The sequence below is a fragment of the Oligoflexus sp. genome (genome assembly GCF_035638955.1).
Taxonomy (GTDB): domain Bacteria; phylum Bdellovibrionota_B; class Oligoflexia; order Oligoflexales; family Oligoflexaceae; genus Oligoflexus.
Map to the genome: position 1 here is coordinate 77166 of NZ_DASQYZ010000019.1, position 16894 is coordinate 94059.

At 52.9% G+C, this 16894-nt stretch carries 16 protein-coding genes; 11 read left to right on the forward strand and 5 right to left on the reverse strand.

The features are described from left to right. Positions 1-5 precede the first annotated feature (5 nt). The 8 genes from ccoS (at position 6) to VE954_RS02555 (ending at position 7490) form a co-directional block, all read left to right on the forward strand. Positions 6-161 carry a cbb3-type cytochrome oxidase assembly protein CcoS gene (gene ccoS, locus VE954_RS02520; RefSeq protein WP_324949327.1) on the forward strand — a complete coding sequence of 52 codons (156 nt, stop codon included), beginning with the start codon at positions 6-8 and terminating at the stop codon, positions 159-161. A gap of 39 nt (positions 162-200) precedes the next feature. Further along, complete coding sequence (ccoN, locus tag VE954_RS02525; RefSeq protein WP_324949329.1) at positions 201-2321, forward strand: cytochrome-c oxidase, cbb3-type subunit I; 2121 nt, start codon at positions 201-203, stop codon at positions 2319-2321. After that, the gene (locus VE954_RS02530; RefSeq protein WP_324949331.1) at positions 2318-2500 is read left to right on the forward strand and encodes a CcoQ/FixQ family Cbb3-type cytochrome c oxidase assembly chaperone; all 183 of its coding nucleotides are present in this window, start codon (positions 2318-2320) and stop codon (positions 2498-2500) included. The genes ccoN and VE954_RS02530 overlap by 4 nt, the downstream gene beginning before the upstream one ends. Continuing rightward, complete coding sequence (locus VE954_RS02535) at positions 2497-3054, forward strand: cbb3-type cytochrome c oxidase N-terminal domain-containing protein (RefSeq protein WP_324949333.1); 558 nt, start codon at positions 2497-2499, stop codon at positions 3052-3054. The genes VE954_RS02530 and VE954_RS02535 overlap by 4 nt, the downstream gene beginning before the upstream one ends. A 12-nt stretch (positions 3055-3066) precedes the next feature. Next, positions 3067-4407: a cytochrome c oxidase accessory protein CcoG gene (ccoG, locus tag VE954_RS02540; RefSeq protein WP_324949335.1), complete on the forward strand. Its 1341-nt coding sequence runs from the start codon at positions 3067-3069 to the stop codon at positions 4405-4407. Positions 4408-4698: 291 nt separating this feature from the next. Further along, positions 4699-5058, forward strand: coding sequence for a hypothetical protein (locus VE954_RS02545; RefSeq protein WP_324949337.1), 360 nt, complete (start codon positions 4699-4701; stop codon positions 5056-5058). Between the two features lie 260 nt (positions 5059-5318). After that, positions 5319-6326: a hypothetical protein gene (locus VE954_RS02550; protein ID WP_324949339.1), complete on the forward strand. Its 1008-nt coding sequence runs from the start codon at positions 5319-5321 to the stop codon at positions 6324-6326. Between the two features lie 12 nt (positions 6327-6338). Then, the gene (locus VE954_RS02555; protein ID WP_324949341.1) at positions 6339-7490 is read left to right on the forward strand and encodes a hypothetical protein; all 1152 of its coding nucleotides are present in this window, start codon (positions 6339-6341) and stop codon (positions 7488-7490) included. Here the strand turns inward: VE954_RS02555 and VE954_RS02560 are convergent. Continuing rightward, positions 7487-8554, reverse strand: coding sequence for a hypothetical protein (locus VE954_RS02560; RefSeq protein ID WP_324949342.1), 1068 nt, complete (start codon positions 8552-8554; stop codon positions 7487-7489). The genes VE954_RS02555 and VE954_RS02560 overlap by 4 nt on opposite strands. A 420-nt stretch (positions 8555-8974) precedes the next feature. On the opposite strand from VE954_RS02560, the gene VE954_RS02565 reads away from it, so the two are divergent. Further along, positions 8975-9172: a hypothetical protein gene (locus VE954_RS02565; protein WP_324949344.1), complete on the forward strand. Its 198-nt coding sequence runs from the start codon at positions 8975-8977 to the stop codon at positions 9170-9172. Between the two features lie 12 nt (positions 9173-9184). Here VE954_RS02565 and VE954_RS02570 read toward each other — a convergent pair whose 3' ends face one another. Further along, a complete protein-coding gene (locus VE954_RS02570) occupies positions 9185-10069 on the reverse strand; it encodes a M28 family peptidase (RefSeq protein ID WP_324949346.1) in 885 nt (294 codons plus the stop codon). 177 nt (positions 10070-10246) lie between these two features. Between VE954_RS02570 and VE954_RS02575 the strand changes: the two genes are divergently transcribed. Further along, positions 10247-11212 (forward strand): YihY/virulence factor BrkB family protein, encoded by a 966-nt coding sequence (locus tag VE954_RS02575; protein WP_324949348.1) that lies wholly within the window; start codon positions 10247-10249, stop codon positions 11210-11212. A gap of 54 nt (positions 11213-11266) precedes the next feature. Here the strand turns inward: VE954_RS02575 and VE954_RS02580 are convergent, their stop codons facing one another. The 3 genes from VE954_RS02580 to VE954_RS02590 all read right to left on the reverse strand — a co-directional run bounded on the left by VE954_RS02580 (position 11267) and on the right by VE954_RS02590 (position 15767). Continuing rightward, a complete protein-coding gene (locus VE954_RS02580; RefSeq protein ID WP_324949350.1) occupies positions 11267-12889 on the reverse strand; it encodes an NAD(P)/FAD-dependent oxidoreductase in 1623 nt (540 codons plus the stop codon). 169 nt (positions 12890-13058) lie between these two features. Continuing rightward, a complete protein-coding gene (locus tag VE954_RS02585; protein WP_324949352.1) occupies positions 13059-13490 on the reverse strand; it encodes a CBS domain-containing protein in 432 nt (143 codons plus the stop codon). 204 nt (positions 13491-13694) lie between these two features. Next, complete coding sequence (locus VE954_RS02590) at positions 13695-15767, reverse strand: ATP-binding protein (protein WP_324949354.1); 2073 nt, start codon at positions 15765-15767, stop codon at positions 13695-13697. A 120-nt stretch (positions 15768-15887) separates the two neighbouring features. Here VE954_RS02590 and VE954_RS02595 point away from each other — a divergent pair, with 120 nt between their 5' ends. After that, positions 15888-16889: a cytochrome-c peroxidase gene (locus VE954_RS02595; RefSeq protein WP_324949378.1), complete on the forward strand. Its 1002-nt coding sequence runs from the start codon at positions 15888-15890 to the stop codon at positions 16887-16889. Positions 16890-16894 lie beyond the last annotated feature (5 nt).

Genomic DNA, 16894 nt, shown 5'->3' on the forward strand with positions numbered 1-16894 from the left:
CCGCTGTGGAAGTCCTCTATGTGCTGATCACGCTGAGCTTTGCCATGGCCGGTACGGGACTGCTGGCCTTTCTTTGGGCCAATGCATCAGGACAGTTTCGGGACCTTAAATCGCCCGCTGAAAAAATTCTTTTTGATGAGCAGGACAACCATCGATCCTGATCATCATTTCTTTCCCGTTCGTAACGAGAGGAGTTTGCTTTGGTTCAGTCCAAGAGGGAAGTGGTAACATACGACGATCGGATTGCTGCCTGGTTTCTGGCGGCCACGCTTATCTGGGGCATCATCGGCATGCTTGTGGGCGTGTGGGCGGCCCTTGAATTAGCCTTCTGGCCGGCCAATGGCGGAATTTCCTATCTCACCTTCGGCAGGATTCGCCCGATTCATACCGATGCCATGATTTTCGCGTTCGCGGGCAATGCCTTCTTTTCGGGGATGTACTATTCCCTACAACGACTCTGCAAAGCACGGCTTTGGTCGGATACATTATCGCGTATTCATTTTTGGGGCTGGCAGTTTATTATCCTGGCATCGGCGGTGACACTTGCCATGGGCTTTACCCAGGGCAAAGAATACGCGGAAATGGAATGGCCGATCGATATTCTGATCGCTGTGATCTGGATTCTCATGACCGTTAACGTGTTTGGTACATTGGCTGTTCGTCGTGTCAAGCACCTGTATGTCGCCATCTGGTTTTATATTGCTTCGATCCTGACCATTGCCCTTCTGCATGTGGTCAACGCTCTGTCGGTGCCCGTCTCGTTTATGAAAAGCTATTCGATTTATGCTGGTGTTCAGGATGCACTGGTCCAGTGGTGGTATGGACACAATGCGGTGGGCTTTCTTCTGACGACCCCTTTTCTGGGTCTTATGTATTATTTTATACCCAAGTCGGTCAACAAACCGGTTTACTCCTATCGCCTGTCCATCCTGCACTTTTGGTCGCTGATCTTTATCTATATTTGGGCCGGGCCCCACCATCTGCTTTACACCGCTCTTCCGGAATGGGCTCAATCACTGGGGATGGTTTTCAGTATCATGCTCATCGCTCCAAGCTGGGGTGGAATGATCAACGGACTGCTGACCATGCGTGGGGCGTGGGGGCGCGTGCGTGACGAACCCATCCTGAAATTTTTCGTCCTGGCCCTGACGTTTTATGGGATGGCGACGCTTGAAGGTCCCCTGCTGTCCATTAAATCGGTCAACCTTCTGTCTCATTACACGGACTGGACCATTGCGCACGTGCATGCCGGAGCTTTGGGCTGGGTTGGTGGTTTTGTCTTTGCGATGGCCTACTATATGGTTCCTAAGATTTGGGGCAAGCCTCTTTACAGCACGGCGCTGGCCAACCAGCACTTCTGGATTGCCACGATCGGTATCCTGCTTTACATCACATCGATGTATGCTGCAGGTATTACACAGGGTTTGATGTGGTTCGCCACCAATGAAGATGGACTCCTGAAGTACCCTCAGTTTCTGGAAACCGTGCTGGCCTTGAAGCCTCTTTACTGGACCCGCATGGTCGGTGGTTCCCTGTTCCTGTTCGGAGCTTTTATTTGTGCCTATAACCTGTGGAAAACCGCTCGATCCGGAACACTGACCGATGAAACCGCAGAAATCATCAGTGAGCGTCACGGCGAGGCTAAAACTGTTCATGAGAAAATGGAAGGTCACGTGGTGGCCCTCTCGGTCGCAGCTTTCCTCGTGGTGACGATTGGCGGCATCATTGAATTCGTGCCAGCCTTTATGATGGAAATCAAAGCACCGATGGTGACGGCCAAACCCTACACGCCTCTCGAGTTGCAGGGTCGTGATATCTACGTTCGCGAAGGTTGTTACAACTGTCATAGTCAGCAGATCCGGACTTATGCAAAAGAGGAGATGCGTTACGGTCCCGCTTCGCAAGCTTATGAATTCGTCTACGACTATCCCTTCCAATGGGGCAGCAAGCGAACTGGACCCGATCTGCAGCGACTCGGCGGCAAGTATCCTGATCTCTGGCACTTCCGTCATATGCTCGATCCACGCAGTACGTCTCCGGGCTCGATCATGCCTGCCTATCCATGGCTTTATGATACGAACGTGAACGTCGATGAACTCGCTCCCAAATTGAATGCCATGAAAACCTTAGGCGTTCCTTACGATGCCGGGGTGATGCGTGATCCCGTGGCTGCTTATCAGCAGCAGGCTCAGAGCATCAGCGACAACCTGGCCAAGGACGGTGTCAAGGTGCAGCCGGAAGCTGAAATCGTGGCGATGATCGCCTATATGCAAAAACTTGGTCGCGATTATAACAAGGACGCAAAGGAGGCCAGCCGATGAATACCAATTTGATCAAGGCAGTTCTGGCTGAATCCAACGTGATCTGGTTCCAGATCGGAGCGTTTCTGGCCTTCATCCTCTTTTTTGTGGCGACTGTGCTTTGGGTCTATTGGCCAGGCTCGAAAGCCTATTACGATAAGGTTGCTGTGGATTTGTTGAAGGGAGACTCACAAGGATGAGCGAGAAGAAGATCAGAGATGTCGTACGCCCGAATGTGGTCGATGGAATCGAAGAGTATGATAATCCTCTGCCTCCCTGGTGGGTTTGGCTTTTCAATCTTTCCATCGTCTTCGCTTTTGTCTATTTGATTTGGTATCACGTCCTGGATAAGCCAGGACTTGATGAAGAGCTGGCTCTGGATCGTCAGGAGTTGGCTCAGAAGGCTTCGTTGCAAAAATCAGCAATGATGAGCGGGGACGGTCTGGACACGATCGTCAAGGATCCCAAGCGTGTGGAAGAGGGCCAAGGCATTTATGTTGCGAATTGCGCCCCCTGTCACGGGCCTTCGGGAGAAGGTACTGTTGGCCCTAACCTCACGGATAAATTTTGGATTCATGGCGGCACGCCCGATCAGGTTCTGTCCACCATCACCGACGGCGTTCCAGCCAAGGGTATGATTGCGTGGGGTCCTATTCTGGGGCCGCAGAAAATCGAATCCGTGCTGGCCTATGTGCTGAGCCTGAAGGATAGCAATCCGCCAAACGCCAAGGCTCCCGAAGGTGACGCCTACTAGGAAGGAAGTCGTATGTCTGAGCAAGATAGTCTGCGGGCCCCCACCGTTGACGCCAGTGGCAAACGTCGCTGGATTTACCCGGATCGGCGTGCTGGTCGTTTGAGCCGTATTCGGGGCAAGCTCGCTATCCTGCTCATGGCCGTTTACATTCTCGTTCCCTTTTCTACGTTTCGGGACTTGCCGCTGTTCCGCTTTGATGTGCAGCAAGGCATTATCTATGCGGTCGGGCAAACCTTTCGTTTCTCTGATGGCTTTTATCTTGTTTTCGTTTTTCTCGCCGGATCCCTGGCGCTGGGATTTGTGACCAGCGTCTGGGGCCGCATCTGGTGTGGTTATGCCTGCCCCCAGACTGTATTCGTGGAATGGATTATCCGACCCATTGAAGAATGGATCGAAGGTCCAGCTTTGCAAAGAAAGCGCCGCGATGCTGGTCCCAAAAATCTGGATTATGGGCTGCGCAAACTCAGCAAACATATCCTGTACGCTTTGGTGATCTGGGTGATCACCAACGCCTTTCTTGGTTACTTTGTGGACCCCTGGCAGCTTGTTTCATGGTTCACAGGTCGCCCGGGGGCGCATCCCTTTGCCTTTGGTTTCATGCTTTTTACGTTCAGTATGCTTTATTTTGATCTGGTCTGGTTTCGTGAGCAGTTTTGCTCGTTCGTTTGCCCTTATGCCCGCTTTCAATCGGTGATGATCAGTCAGGCGACCCCCACCATCGCCTATGATGTGACGCGAGGCGAGCCGCGCGGCAAGCACAAGGATGGGGATTGCATCGACTGTGGCCTTTGTGTGCGGGTTTGCCCGACGGGGATCGATATTCGCAATGGCTTGCAACTCGAATGTATCCAATGCGGCCGTTGCGCCGACGCCTGCGATACAGTCATGTCCAATATCAAAAGACCCAAAGGATTGATTCGAACGGCATCCGAGGTGGCTTTGGCCGGACATAAGCCACGTCGCTTCCGATTTCGGCCGGCGCTCTATTTAGCTTTGCTCGTGATCAATCTGGGGATCATGGTGGCGTCTCTCGGCATTCGATCGGATGTTCAGGTGACCGTTCTACGCCAGCCGAGCACAACGTTTTCCATGGTAGGCCAAGGTCATTTCGGGAATTACTTCAGCATGCGTGTTGTCAATCAAAGTCGTCTTTCCCAACCTTTGACCGTGCAAACCGATCCTGACGTTCGGGTCATCTTTTCCCTCTGCGATCGCAGCCTGGCACCGGATGCCGAAGAGAAGGGGAGCCTGGTCCTGATCGTCCCGCTTCATTATAAACAATCTGAAGTGACGTTGACCTTTGGCGACACCAGGATCACCTTACCTCTCCTTAAGCCGGGCAGAAATTCCTAGCCTCGACCCGGTCGAGCTCTTCGCTTATCGAACGCCAATAAATCTGTAAACTAAGTTTGCCAGTTGGACTGTCGCTGTCTTGAAAAAGTGTCACTTTCTGGAAGAGCTTGGATGCAAGCCCTTGGCGCTGATGGATGCCGCCTCCAGGCAGCATGGGAGGGTCTGGTCCGATGCTGTCTCGGGCCTTCCTCTTTGCCCTCGGCCTTGCCAGGTTTCCGCTACTTGTATTCCCCTATTGTCGGAATCCCAGGGGGCTGCTAGTTAAGTTGGGTGGAACTTGGGAGAACACGTATGCGATTTGTTGGAAGGATCTTCGGTCTTACATTTGCGGTGGCCACCGTTTTTCTGGCCTTGCATTATTTTAATTGGAGGCGCTCGATTCAAAGTGAACGAGCTATGGGGCAGGAATTGAATGCCAAGGTCTGTGAAAGTGAACTCCAGACTTATGCGAACCGTATCGAACAAGATTACAAAGTCCATGGCCTCGATCGGGCCATGTTTCTGAATAAAGAGTACTCCCGCGATTGTCTGGATAACCCCGTCCATATTGAATTCAGTGGGGAGAGCTTTGCTGTCACCAGCGCTGGCTTTGATCGGATTGAAGGTACCAACGACGATTTTACCGCCAGTCCCCAGGCATCCCCTAACTAGACGTTTGCGCCGAACGCAAGATCGAAACTCAGCAAAGACTCCTAAGGGTTGGAAATCAAGAACAAGCCGACCCTTAGGAAACATCGAAGAATACAGCCTGAATTTTCATTCATGCTGCAGCTTGCATACACCCTTGTCCTGTCGCCGATGCTTCGCGATCATCATCCAGAGCACGATTTCATAGACAAATTTCCGAAGGCAACGATTTTGCATTATCCATGATTGGATGATGCATGCGACGTTCTTTTGGGAGGACCGAAATGCGGCAGCTGTTGATCGTATCGATGTTCAGTTTTGCTCTTCTCTCCAGTTCATGTCAGAAAAAAGACAGTGGCTCGACACCACAACCTGATCCTGCCACGAATACCGGAGCGACCATCGTGGAAGATCCGGCTCCGGTGCCCGTGGAAAACCCGGGAGTCCAGCCTTTGCCTCCCAATCCCGGCCTGCCCACACCGCCTCTGCCAACACCATCCACTCCTGACGAACCAGGAACACCGGCGCCTGTTGAGCCTGCTCCGACTCAAGGTCTTGTCAGTCTATCGATTCAAAGCCAGGGTGCGTTTATCGTCGGCTATCCCAAGAAATTAAAGGCGATCGGGCAGTACGAAGCTCCCGCTCCGACCAGGGAGGTGCCGGCTGACTGGAGTCTGGTGAGCAACGACGCCGAAGCTACACTCGAAGCGGATGGGACTCTTCTGGCAAAAAAACCCGGCAAAGTAGTTGTTAAAGCTCAGTTCGGGGATAAAAGCGCGGAAGCCGAAATGAATTTTCAATTTCCCATCCTCACGCGCAAGGAAGATCAGTTTTGGGTGTATCGTTTCAAAAACGATATTCTCTCCTTCAATACGCCCTGGGACAAGGAAGCCGGTAACGGCATCATACGATCTGGTGCCAATCTTCCCGCCTACGTCATCGGCTGCTTGAATCAGGCCAAAGAACGTTTCAATACCCTGCAAAGCCAGGACGATATCAAGGCGCGCTTTGGTCAGGTCATTGCCAGCGGCGCCACAGCAAAACTCATCTTCATGGTGAATGCGGTCCCTGTGGATGGTCGACGCAATGACCTCCGGCGTATGGATCGGGATGCCTATTTTTGGCATTGGATGCGAGAAGACCTGCGACCTTCCCTCGCCATGAGCAAATTTCAAGAGGGCGTTTGGGTTTGGGAAGTCCTGGCCAGTCCGGAAGCCTGTGAGCAGCCTGACGAAACAGAAATGAAGCGTTACCTCGATTATGTTGCCAGCCGGCTGGCTTCGGCGCGATAAGGAGTGTTGAACATGAAACATACTGTGAAACTAGCCTTGCTGTCGTCGGCTCTGCTGTCTCTTGCATGCCAGCCGACTCCTGATTCTGACGTCAAAGTTACCAGTGTCGCCCACACGCCGGTCAAGCGTCAGGCTATTGGCAACTGCTGGCTCTACGCTCACGCCACGTGGCTGGAGTCACTTCTGAAACATACCACGGGCCAGGAAATCAATGTCTCGGAAACCTATTGGACCTATTGGGACCTTTACGAAAAGATTATCAATAATGAGCCCATTCCCGAAAAGGAATTGAATGCGGGCGGCACTTGGTATCGATCGAAGTCCATCATCCAAAAATATGGCTGGGTCGAGGAAGGTCAATTTATTGCGACCGAAAGCGAAGCCGTGATGTCAGCATCGCAGGATTGCGCCGAGGCTTACATACTTCAGCAGGGTAAGGCAGGCGGTACTCTTTACGGACTCAATTCCCGCACACCGGAAAATGTGAAGGCGGAACTCAATAAAGCCTTTAGTTGCTATGGACTAAACAACGTGAATATGGATGAAGCCTGGAACCTGCGCCGCAAGGCGGAAGACACCATGCTGAAGGATGTGAAGTCGGGACAAGAGGCCACCCTTGCCGTATGGCTGAACCGTTGGCAGGAAATCAGCAGTCCCGGTTACAATGCATGGGGACCCTATGAAGGGAAAAAGCTGGGCTCGGTGGCCGAACTCGATTCCTATAAGAAGATCGAGCAGCGCATCAAGAAAGCCTTGAATGATCATCAACCGGTGGTGGTGGCCTTCTTCGTCAGTTTCAATGCGCCGGATCCAAACGGTTACTTTAATCTTAATACTCTGGCGAAATCAGGAAGCCTGGGTGATAACGGGGGCCACATGGTGGTCCTGCATGACTATACCGTCAAGGATATTCCTGAAGAGGAAGGATTTACCACACTCGGTGAAGGCGATATGGCTCCGGAATTGAAAGAGGCTGCCTTGAAGGGCAACCTGGATTATCTGGTCGCGAAAAATTCCTGGGGCTTTGATCGTACGGATCGGCCTTGGCTCAAGAACGGCTACAGCCGGATCACCTGGGATTATCTTGTGAACCGTTACTTTGATGAAGATACCAATCGGTTTCAGCCCTTCTTCCGGAGCGTGGTGCTGCCCCCCGGTTACTAACGCTGCCACGGTCGCGCTTCAGGCTCGACCGCAAAATCGACAAGCATGGCCCCGGTCACTGTTGGGATCGGGGTTCGTGTGACGGGGAAAACTTCCGTAGCCAATCGATTCAAAGCCGCCCGATAAAATTTTGCCGTCTTCAATTGAGGCTCGTCACCTTCCCGCATGATGCGCGGAACCTCCGTATGAATAGCCGGACCCGGGGTCACATGATTGATCGACCCACATTGTTTGGTTTGGCCAGCATTGAAAAACACAGTGTCCACGGGCTCAATGACGATCGTGATTCCAGCAATCCCCGCGCGCGCCAGTTCCTCGCTCAGGATCTTGCGCACCTTTTCAGCTTCGGCCGCTGAGATTCGCTCGGTGGCGACTTCCAGACTGGCTTCAAGACCAAGTTCACTCTGACCATGAATTTCAAAGTAGAGCGCCGGTTTGCTGGCCAGGCGATCCATTTGCGCCTTATAACCATCATAGACGCTCTTCGAAGTTGCCAGGGCTGCCGGGTTTGTACAGACGTCATTGGTCAGGGTGCTGGGGCGGTTCACATTATGCTGAAGACCCGAAGGAGCATTGCCACGAAAGGAATGCGCGATCATCTGACTCCAGATGGGATAGCCCGCTGGAATGGACGCTGGAAAAATACTGTGGGTGATGACATCCGTGCCTGTATCGAACCATCCATGCGGTGCAGCCAGAAGATAACGCGCCTCGGGTCTTTGAATCGTGAGAAAGGATCCTTGAGCCACGCCGTTGACGGTGAAATTTTCACAGGTCCACGGTTTTTGATAAGGATCTTTGCAGCCATAGGTATCTCCCGGAAACGGCTTGACCAGCGTAACAGCAGGAAGCTCGGCAACTGCGGGAGTCGATGCAGGTGCGGGAGTGGTATCCTGCTTGTTTCCATCTTTGGATTCTGTTGCAGAGGGAACAGCATCACCTTGTGAAGTTTGCGTGGCAGCCTGCTGCGGCGTTGCCGAGCGTTTGCGGATCGATGTTGGTTCCGCGCAGCTCCATTCGAGTACGATAAGACCTATCCACAGCACCAATTTCTTGTGTTGCATAACGTATCCTAGCAAAGGGTAAAGCCGAGGCTTGGGCTTTATTTTGCAAGGCTTGGTCCCTAAATTGTCGAATGAAATCAGTGGTATAATTGATGGTTCATGTCCAAAGCTTGAACAACACAAGCCAGACTTCGGACGCGGCAGGATTAAATTCAATCTGAAATCATGGTGTTGTCAGGCCGAGTCGACAAACAGCATGAAGAGTCGTTGAGTCATTCTTAAGAGATCGGCCTAACTTGACCGAATCCCAAACAATTTCGTCTTTCTCTAGCAAGCGGAAGTGGAATGCCACTCTGTCCAAGTCAAGAAGTGTGAGCGTGAAGGACACCGCCTCAAACGCCGTCAAATGGGTCATTGGCACGCTTATTGAAGATACGATTTCGTGATGTAAACCTCACTTTTGAGGACAGGGCAAATCAAATGCAAAACAAGATCGTAAAAAAAATATCGCCTCCTCTCTTTATCGCGCCTCTTTTCGACAGTCGCATGTTGAATGAGTTTGAAAGAAATCATCGTTCTTATGAAGAAGAAACCCGCGCTGTGGATACGATTGTCACCAAGTATCTCGCCAGCCGGATTGTTGATTTTCAGCGTAATGATGAAGCGATCACCGTGTAATCCAAGCTGGACTCAGGGCTCGAAAGCCAGATTCTCAATGGCTTTGAACAGAGCCCGAGTCACCTGACCCAATCGCGGATAGTCGACTTTTTCAGGCGTGTCTTCCCGTGTGTGATAAAACGGATAACGAAATGGTGCCGTATCGGTGATCATAAGTGCCTGATAACCCGATTGCCAGAACGACCAGTGATCCGACCAACCGACCCCCGGTAGAGCTTCCATAAAAGCCCCTTTTTCAAATGGAATGGTGCGAGCCTCTTCAAAAGCCTTGGCCACCTGGTTGAGAAGAGGAGACGAAGCGCGATTGGCCACGAGTCCAATGAAATTGCCTTTGTCTGGATAAACCAGATTTAAAGGAAATGGATATTTTTGACTCTCCTTCTCGTCTGAGAAGTAGCCCATTGTTTCCAGACTGAGCATGGCCTCAATGCGCTCACCCTTGGCCTTGGCACCCCGCGCGTAAACCAGGCTCCCCATATTTTCACCTTGGAAGTAAGGGGGCTCCTCATTCACAAAGGCCACCAAACGCAATGTTTTACGGGGCGAAAGCTGGGCAAAAGCCTCGGCCGCCGCCAGCAGGGCAGCAACGCCTGTGCCGTTGTCGTTGGCGCCGGGACAGCCTTGGACGCTATCGTAGTGCGCGCCGATCACAATAATACTCTCGGGTTGATGGGTTCCTTTCCATTCGATTTCCAGATTGGCGACGTCCCTGTCATGAACACGCATGACCAGGCGGTTGACCGGGCGACCCGAGGCCTGAAGGCGCTGACTAATATAGCGCTCGGCTTCCCGCAAAGCGTCGTAGTGTTGCAGATTGCGCTCACCAATTTTTCCTGCGATATGGGTTACATCCTGACGAAGACCGTTTTCCAAAACAGCCGATGTAGGGATCATCATGCAGCTCCTGTGTGGACAGTTTCAGTGTTCCCGTCCTGATTCAACGTGGATCGTGACCAGGAATTTCCAATCTGCCGCAAGAGGGTGATCGGACCAAGCTCGGGAAAACATGCAACTGTGCTGGTTTGTTTTTTGCAAATATTCGACAGCACGTAAGACACGACCAAGGGAGTCTCGATGAATTCTTCAGTTCCATCATCCGCCAGCTCACGTTCCCAGGCTCAGACTGAGCCGTCTACCAGGTTGCGCTGGGTGGATTGGAAAAATATTCTGAAGCGAGTGAAGGATGAGGTTGAGAACGATCGCGTCGGCTTGATTGCAGCGGCTGTAGCGTATTACGCACTGCTGGCGATTTTTCCCCTCCTGATTGCCACAGTTTCCATTTATGGTCTGTTTGCAGATCCCATCGATGTCGCGAAACAAATTCAGGCCATGTCACAGTTTGTGCCCATGGACGCCTTGACTGTTATTAATAACGAGCTCAACGCCATCGTACATAATTCCTCAAGCAAGTTGGGCTTTGGTGCGGTTGTGAGTATTCTGCTGACGCTGTGGACGGCTTCCAAGGGCACCAAGGTCCTTATGGAAGCCGTGAACATTGCCTATGGAGAAAAGGAAAAACGAGGCTTTATCCTATTCAATGGCGTGGCCCTTGTCCTGACTCTTGGCGCTGTGCTTACGGTGGCGCTTGCTGTTGGTTCCATTGCTGTGCTGCCGCCTATCATGGACTTGATTGGTCTTGGCGGCCTCACCAATACGCTTGTGCTGGTGCTGCGCTGGCCCGTGCTTCTGCTGCTGTTTATAACAGGTCTCGCCGTATTCAATCGATATGGCCCTTCGCGCGAAAAGCTGTCATGGAAATGGATTACGGTTGGCGGCCTTTTGACGACGCTGATGATCCTGCTCGTGTCGGTGGGCTTTGCCTTCTATGTGGAAAGGTTTGGCGACTATAACAAAACATATGGAAGCCTGGCAGGAGTCGTGATCATGCTGCTCTGGTTTTATCTCGTATCCTACGCCGTACTCCTGGGTGTGGAATTGAATGCTGAGATCGAACAGCTGAGGAAATCGGGCACCCAGAAAGTTCCCGAATCACCGCCTCTTCGTCAAGGTGTCGTCAAGGCGGATCGTGTCCCCGGTTGAGCTGCCCAGAATACATCCCATGAAGGGTTTCAGGGCCGCCCTGAGCCGGAGGTTTTACCCATCAGAAGGCTTGGTGCGTCCCAGAAGTAAATCCACGGCCTGCCTGCCGCTGTGCACAGCACCATTCATATAGCCTGACCAATCCGCGCTACAATGTTCTCCAGCAAAGACCAACCTTCTGTTGAGCTCGGCTTCCGCAAAGGCTCCATAGATGGTCGTGTACTGCCCCGGTTTGCTGCACGTGTACGATCCTTGAGCCAGCTTCTGACTCGGCCAGTGCATGAGCATACGGTTGCCATCGAACGCAGCCTTGGTGCCAGGAAAAATGCGATCGAGGAAATCCAGAGATTGGACTTGCTGCGACGGCGCGATCACGCGACCAGCTTCACCACCCAGAAAGCAGGTCACGATCCCGCGGACTCCAGTCTGCCCACGACTCGTATCCCAGAATTCCTGAGCCTGACGATCGGGCAGTATGGAAAAACCACGATTCCCGTCCGGTTTTTCCCAGACCCGCTTGTGAAAGCCCAGCATCAATTTACTATTGGTGCCCCAGCCCCATTCCTGAATGGCCTGACGTTTGACAGGACTGAGTTCCACACCCTTCATATCGATGTCTTTAAGCAGGGGCGGCGGCACCGCGAGAATAATTCTTTGCGCGGACACTTCCACTGTCTTGCCGGATCGATCGAAGGTGAGTGTGAAGTGAGTGCCTAGATCACGAATAGCGAGCAGTTTATGTTCCAGCTCAATGGGAACGGCGGAAGCAATCGCTTTGGCCAGAGCTTTAGGAAGGGCTTCACTGCCGCCTTGAATCCGTTTGGCTTCATCGCTCTCACCAAAGACCTTAAAGCCTTCCTTGGTATCGGGTTCCATGAGAACGATGAGGTTGAGGGCTGACTGCTGGGCGGCTTCCAATCCATATTCACCGACATAAGCATTGGCAATAAGGTCGACCAGCCAGGCATCGATGCGAGCCTGCGCCAAATACTCAGCCAGACTCATGCGATCCAAAGCCTTGACCAAAGGCGATTGAGCCAGTTCCGAATGATAGGTGGGAACTTCCAATTCGCCTTCCACATGCAAAGCTTTGCCGTCCTTGATCAAGCGTGCCGCGAGCGGTTTAAAGGCCGCGATGATTTGCTTGCCGGTTCGGATTTTATTGTGGCTGAAGTAAACTTCGTTCAGAAGGAGTTTTTCATTCGTGATGAGATCCTCAACGACCAGACCCAGCTCTCGGCACAGGTTGATGACGTCCTCATGCTGCGTATCCACGAATTCGCCGCCCAATTCACAGAACATGCCCTCGTCATTGAATTTCTGGGCGGTGAACATACGGCCACCGACGCGGTTGGATCCCTCATAGATGGCACTGGCAATGCCTTCCTTGGCGAGATGATAGGCGGCGGTCAAGCCCCCGGTTCCAGCTCCGACAATGATCACATCGCGTGGGGGTGGTGCCACCTGCAGCTGGGAAGCCGGCGTCTGACAGGCCATCAGTCCGGGAACAGCAACACCGGTGAGGCCTGCCTGCATCAGAAAGCGCCGCCGTGTGATCTGGTCATGACCGCGCTCCATGGCTTCATGAATCTGGTGATCCTTGAGCTGATGCTTTTCCTGAAACACGGCAACTTTCATCAAACGCGACAATTGCTTCATGAGTCGAGTGCGCGGCATATCAGATCCTCATCCTGAGCTGATGAATCGCAGGCGATGCCTTCAACGTGAGGGCGGCCCTTGACGATTTTTTTTCATCATAGCATGACGAGGAAGAAAGGCGAGGTCGAAGGAGTTTGGTCCCGCGCTGTGCATCGGAGGCGGGACAATGGGGAATGGGACATTTGGGTTAGAGCACGACACGTGATCCAGGTTCAGACACCTGCTCCAGCACATGGCCTGAGAGCTTGTGATCGGTATACTGGGAAAGGTCACCCAGCGAAACGATGCCGGCCAGTTCCTGATCGCGGTTGAGAATCAGAAGGCGGCGAATCTGCCGATCTTCCATCAGACGCGCGGCTTCGGAAACGTCCTGGTCTTCAAACAGATAGATGACTTCTTCGGTCATGATATAGCTGACCATGGTTTGTTCAGGATGCATACCTTTCGCCACGGCGCGCACGACAATATCGCGGTCCGTGAGCATGCCTAAAACTTTTTTACCATCACAGATAGGCAGCGAGCCCGTATCAAAAACCCGCATTTTTTCGGCAGCCTCCTGCAGTGGGGTGAAAGGGGATATCACTTCAACGCTGGCAGTCATGATTTCTCTGAGAAGCATGGGTAACTCCTATAATGTCGCTATGCTCATTTGTTAATCCATGCGGATCTGTGTCCACGCTCGTCCAAGGCTGCAAATCTTGTACCGATTAGGATTTCATGCGGGGTTGGGGGCCTGAGGCCATCGGGCACGAAGCCCTGGGAGGTCCTGAGAGTTTATGACCAAGTAGACTCAGCGTGGGGGGCTTCGGCCTGCAGCTTGATCTTAGGCGCTGCGTCTGAGACTGTCAGGCGAGGCCGAGTCCTGAGCGGGAATTTCGATTTCAAATCGTGTGCCTTGGCCCGGCTGGGAACGCACCGTAATGGAGCCTCCAAGCTTTTGCACCAGCTCCTTGACGGCATCCATACCTACGCCCCGCCCGGACAGTTCTGTCACTTCATCTCGCGACGATAGCTGTGGCAGAAACAGAAGTTCGACCTTTTGCTGTTCATTGGCCGCATGGGCCTGAGCCTCAGACCAAAGGCCGGCTTGCACGGCCTTCTGAGCGAGTTTAGCTCCATTCACGCCTTGACCATCATCCTGGATAATAAAACGGAGCCTGTCGTTCGCTGAGCGTACCACGGTCCACTGGATGACGCCTTGAGGGGGTTTGCCCTGCTGCACCCGCACTTCAGCTTCTTCGATCCCGTGGTCAACACTATTGCGCAGAATATGATTGAAAATGGCGTCGAGTTTTTGAACTTCAAAGGGAGCGATCTCGGCGCTATCTGCTGCAAAACTGAGTTTGACCTGCTTGGCCAGTTTATCGGCCGTGGTGCCCAGGTAATCCTGGTAGCGCGCAAATATTTCAGAAGCTGGCTGGCGCAAACAGTCCAGGAGGAGGGTCTGCAGCGCGCTGTCCTTGTGCGTTGAAGCGTGATGATGAATCCTCTGAAATTTGGCTCTTGCGATATGAACACGATCCGTTCGTTGACTGAGGCCCAGGACGTGGTCGATGTCGGCCGTCTCGAAGGTCCATTGCTCAACGATCTCTTGCCACTGCTGCATGACCTTGGGATCGCTGATGCCATGGTCCTCGATAAGTGTTTCCAACTGATGGAGCGCGGCCGCAAGGCGACTGAAATCAGCGGTCGCCAGAGTGCCTTTCAGGGTATGAAGATCGCGCCTGACCTGACGGTCTTCCGCAGCATCCAGAGGCGAGGTCTTTTTCGAAAAGGCCTGGTTCGCACGCTGAACAAGAAGCCTGGCTTCGTCGAGAAAAGCAAGGTAATCGTCCAGGCGCGCCGCGGCACGCGTAATTTTCTTGACCCGCTCGGCTTGGATTTTTGCTTCCCGTTCCTGCTGCAGTTTTTGAGTCACATCGGCCACTACGACGACGACGCGTTCCAATTCATTTTTGGCATTACGCAGTGGTCTGTAATCCAGCTCGATGATGCGATGGTCGGGCAGGACAAAGGACCGAGGCAGCATACTGAGTGTGGTGCTGATGTCGCTGAAGAAGTCGGGATCGTTGTCCGCCCAGAGCATACGCAGACAGACTTCAACATTCTTGCTCGAAGCCGGGGCATAGCGCTGGATGAAGTCATAGAGGCTCTTCATATCGGGAGTCTCGGGCAGAATCCTTTGCAATGTCTGCGACCGCTCCTCGGCGATGGTCCCCTGTCCGTCGAAGAAAAAGAGACCCTCACTCAGTACATCCAGCAGACTTTTGGTATTGCGATCTGATTTTTCCACGTGACGCGAAAGGATGGTGATGGTGACTGCAATCACGACAATGCCCAGCAGAAGAGTCAGGGCGATATGCACGAGGGATTGCATATTCTTTTTGTGCATCTCTTCGCTGGCTCGATTCAAATCATCAACGCCGATGGCAGCCAGCTCGCGAATGAGTCTTTCATATTCTTTTTTATGGGTTTCATACTGGTCAAAATACATCCGCCGCGCCTGATCCACGTCCTCGAAAAGTTTTTCCAGGACCTGCGTATCGATGGGCCGAAGCTTCTGCTCATCGATCTCTTGAAGCTGCTGGATCAATTCCTGGAACCGGCCTGAGCCTACTTCCTGCTGCAGCTCGATCAGGAGTTGTTTATGAGCATCATAGGCTTCAATTTTTTTCGCGGAGAAGATCTCGAGTTGATTCGGATCAATAAGAATAGCTTTGGACGCATCGTCCTGGACCAGGAGCAAGGACAGGATTCGGTTGGTTTTGGACTCGATGCGCAACAGTTCGGAAAGATGGGACGCATTGTCCTGCAGCCCGTTCAATGTCATGACGCCCACGGCGATGGACACCAGGATAAGGGGGACCACAAGGGTCAGATGGAACTTGGCGGCCAAGGGAAGTCTGCTTTTCACTAAATTAAGCAAATAAAACTCCGATCCCTTGATGAACGACTCTGCTGGACAGGGATCGGATGATTTCTTGGGAATATTAGCGGAAGGCTGCCTGTGCGTATCATGTTTAAAACTTTGGCCATTCTTTATTGCGTTATCCTCAGCGGGGCGGCGTCAGGTTCCGGTGCGGATCAGGCTACCCGGAACCTCTATAAGAGGCCCGCGAGCCTTCCTTTTCCGGCCGATAATGCCTATTCTCCCGCCCGGGAATCACTGGGAAAGACTCTGTTTTTTGATCCTCGTTTGTCAGGATCCAATTGGATATCCTGCGCCACATGTCATAATCCGGGCCTTGCCTGGGGTGATGGCCTGCCCAAAGGTTTGGGCGAGGGCATGAAACCCTTGGATCGCCGCACCCCCACTCTTTTGAATCTTGCCTGGGGCGAAATAATGCTCTGGGACGGCCGGGCCGACTCGCTGGAGGCTCAGGCTCTGATGCCTTTGACATCGACTGCGGAAATGAATATGCCGCAGGACAAATTGGTGGCGAAGCTCCGATCGATTCCCGGTTATCCCGCTCTCTTTGAGAAAGCCTATCCGGGTGAGGGCCTGACCGCCACAACACTGGCTAAAGCTCTCGCCACTTATGAACGCACCATTGTCTCGGGCATGGCCCCTTTCGATCGCTGGATCCAAGGTGACGACAAAGCCATCTCAACGTCAGCCGCACGCGGCTTCATGCTCTTCAATGGCAAGGCCCTCTGCGCCCGTTGTCATAGTGGATGGCGTTTCACGGACGATAGCTTCCATGATATCGGCCTGGCTGATGGTGATCGAGGTCGCGGCGCGATCCTGCCTGGTATCGAGGTGCTTCAGCACGCCTTCAAAACTCCCGGTCTGCGCAACATCGATCGCCGCGCACCTTATATGCACGACGGCAGTGAAGCGACCCTGGAGCAGGTGATCGAATTCTATAATCGCGGTGGTCAGGCCAGGCGCCCGAACCAGGCAGAAGACGTGCGTCCCCTGGGGTTGACGGATCAGGATAAAGCCGACCTCTTGGCCTTTCTGAAGACTCTGACCAGTATCGACAAACCCGTACAGCTGCCAGCCTTACCACAATGACCCAA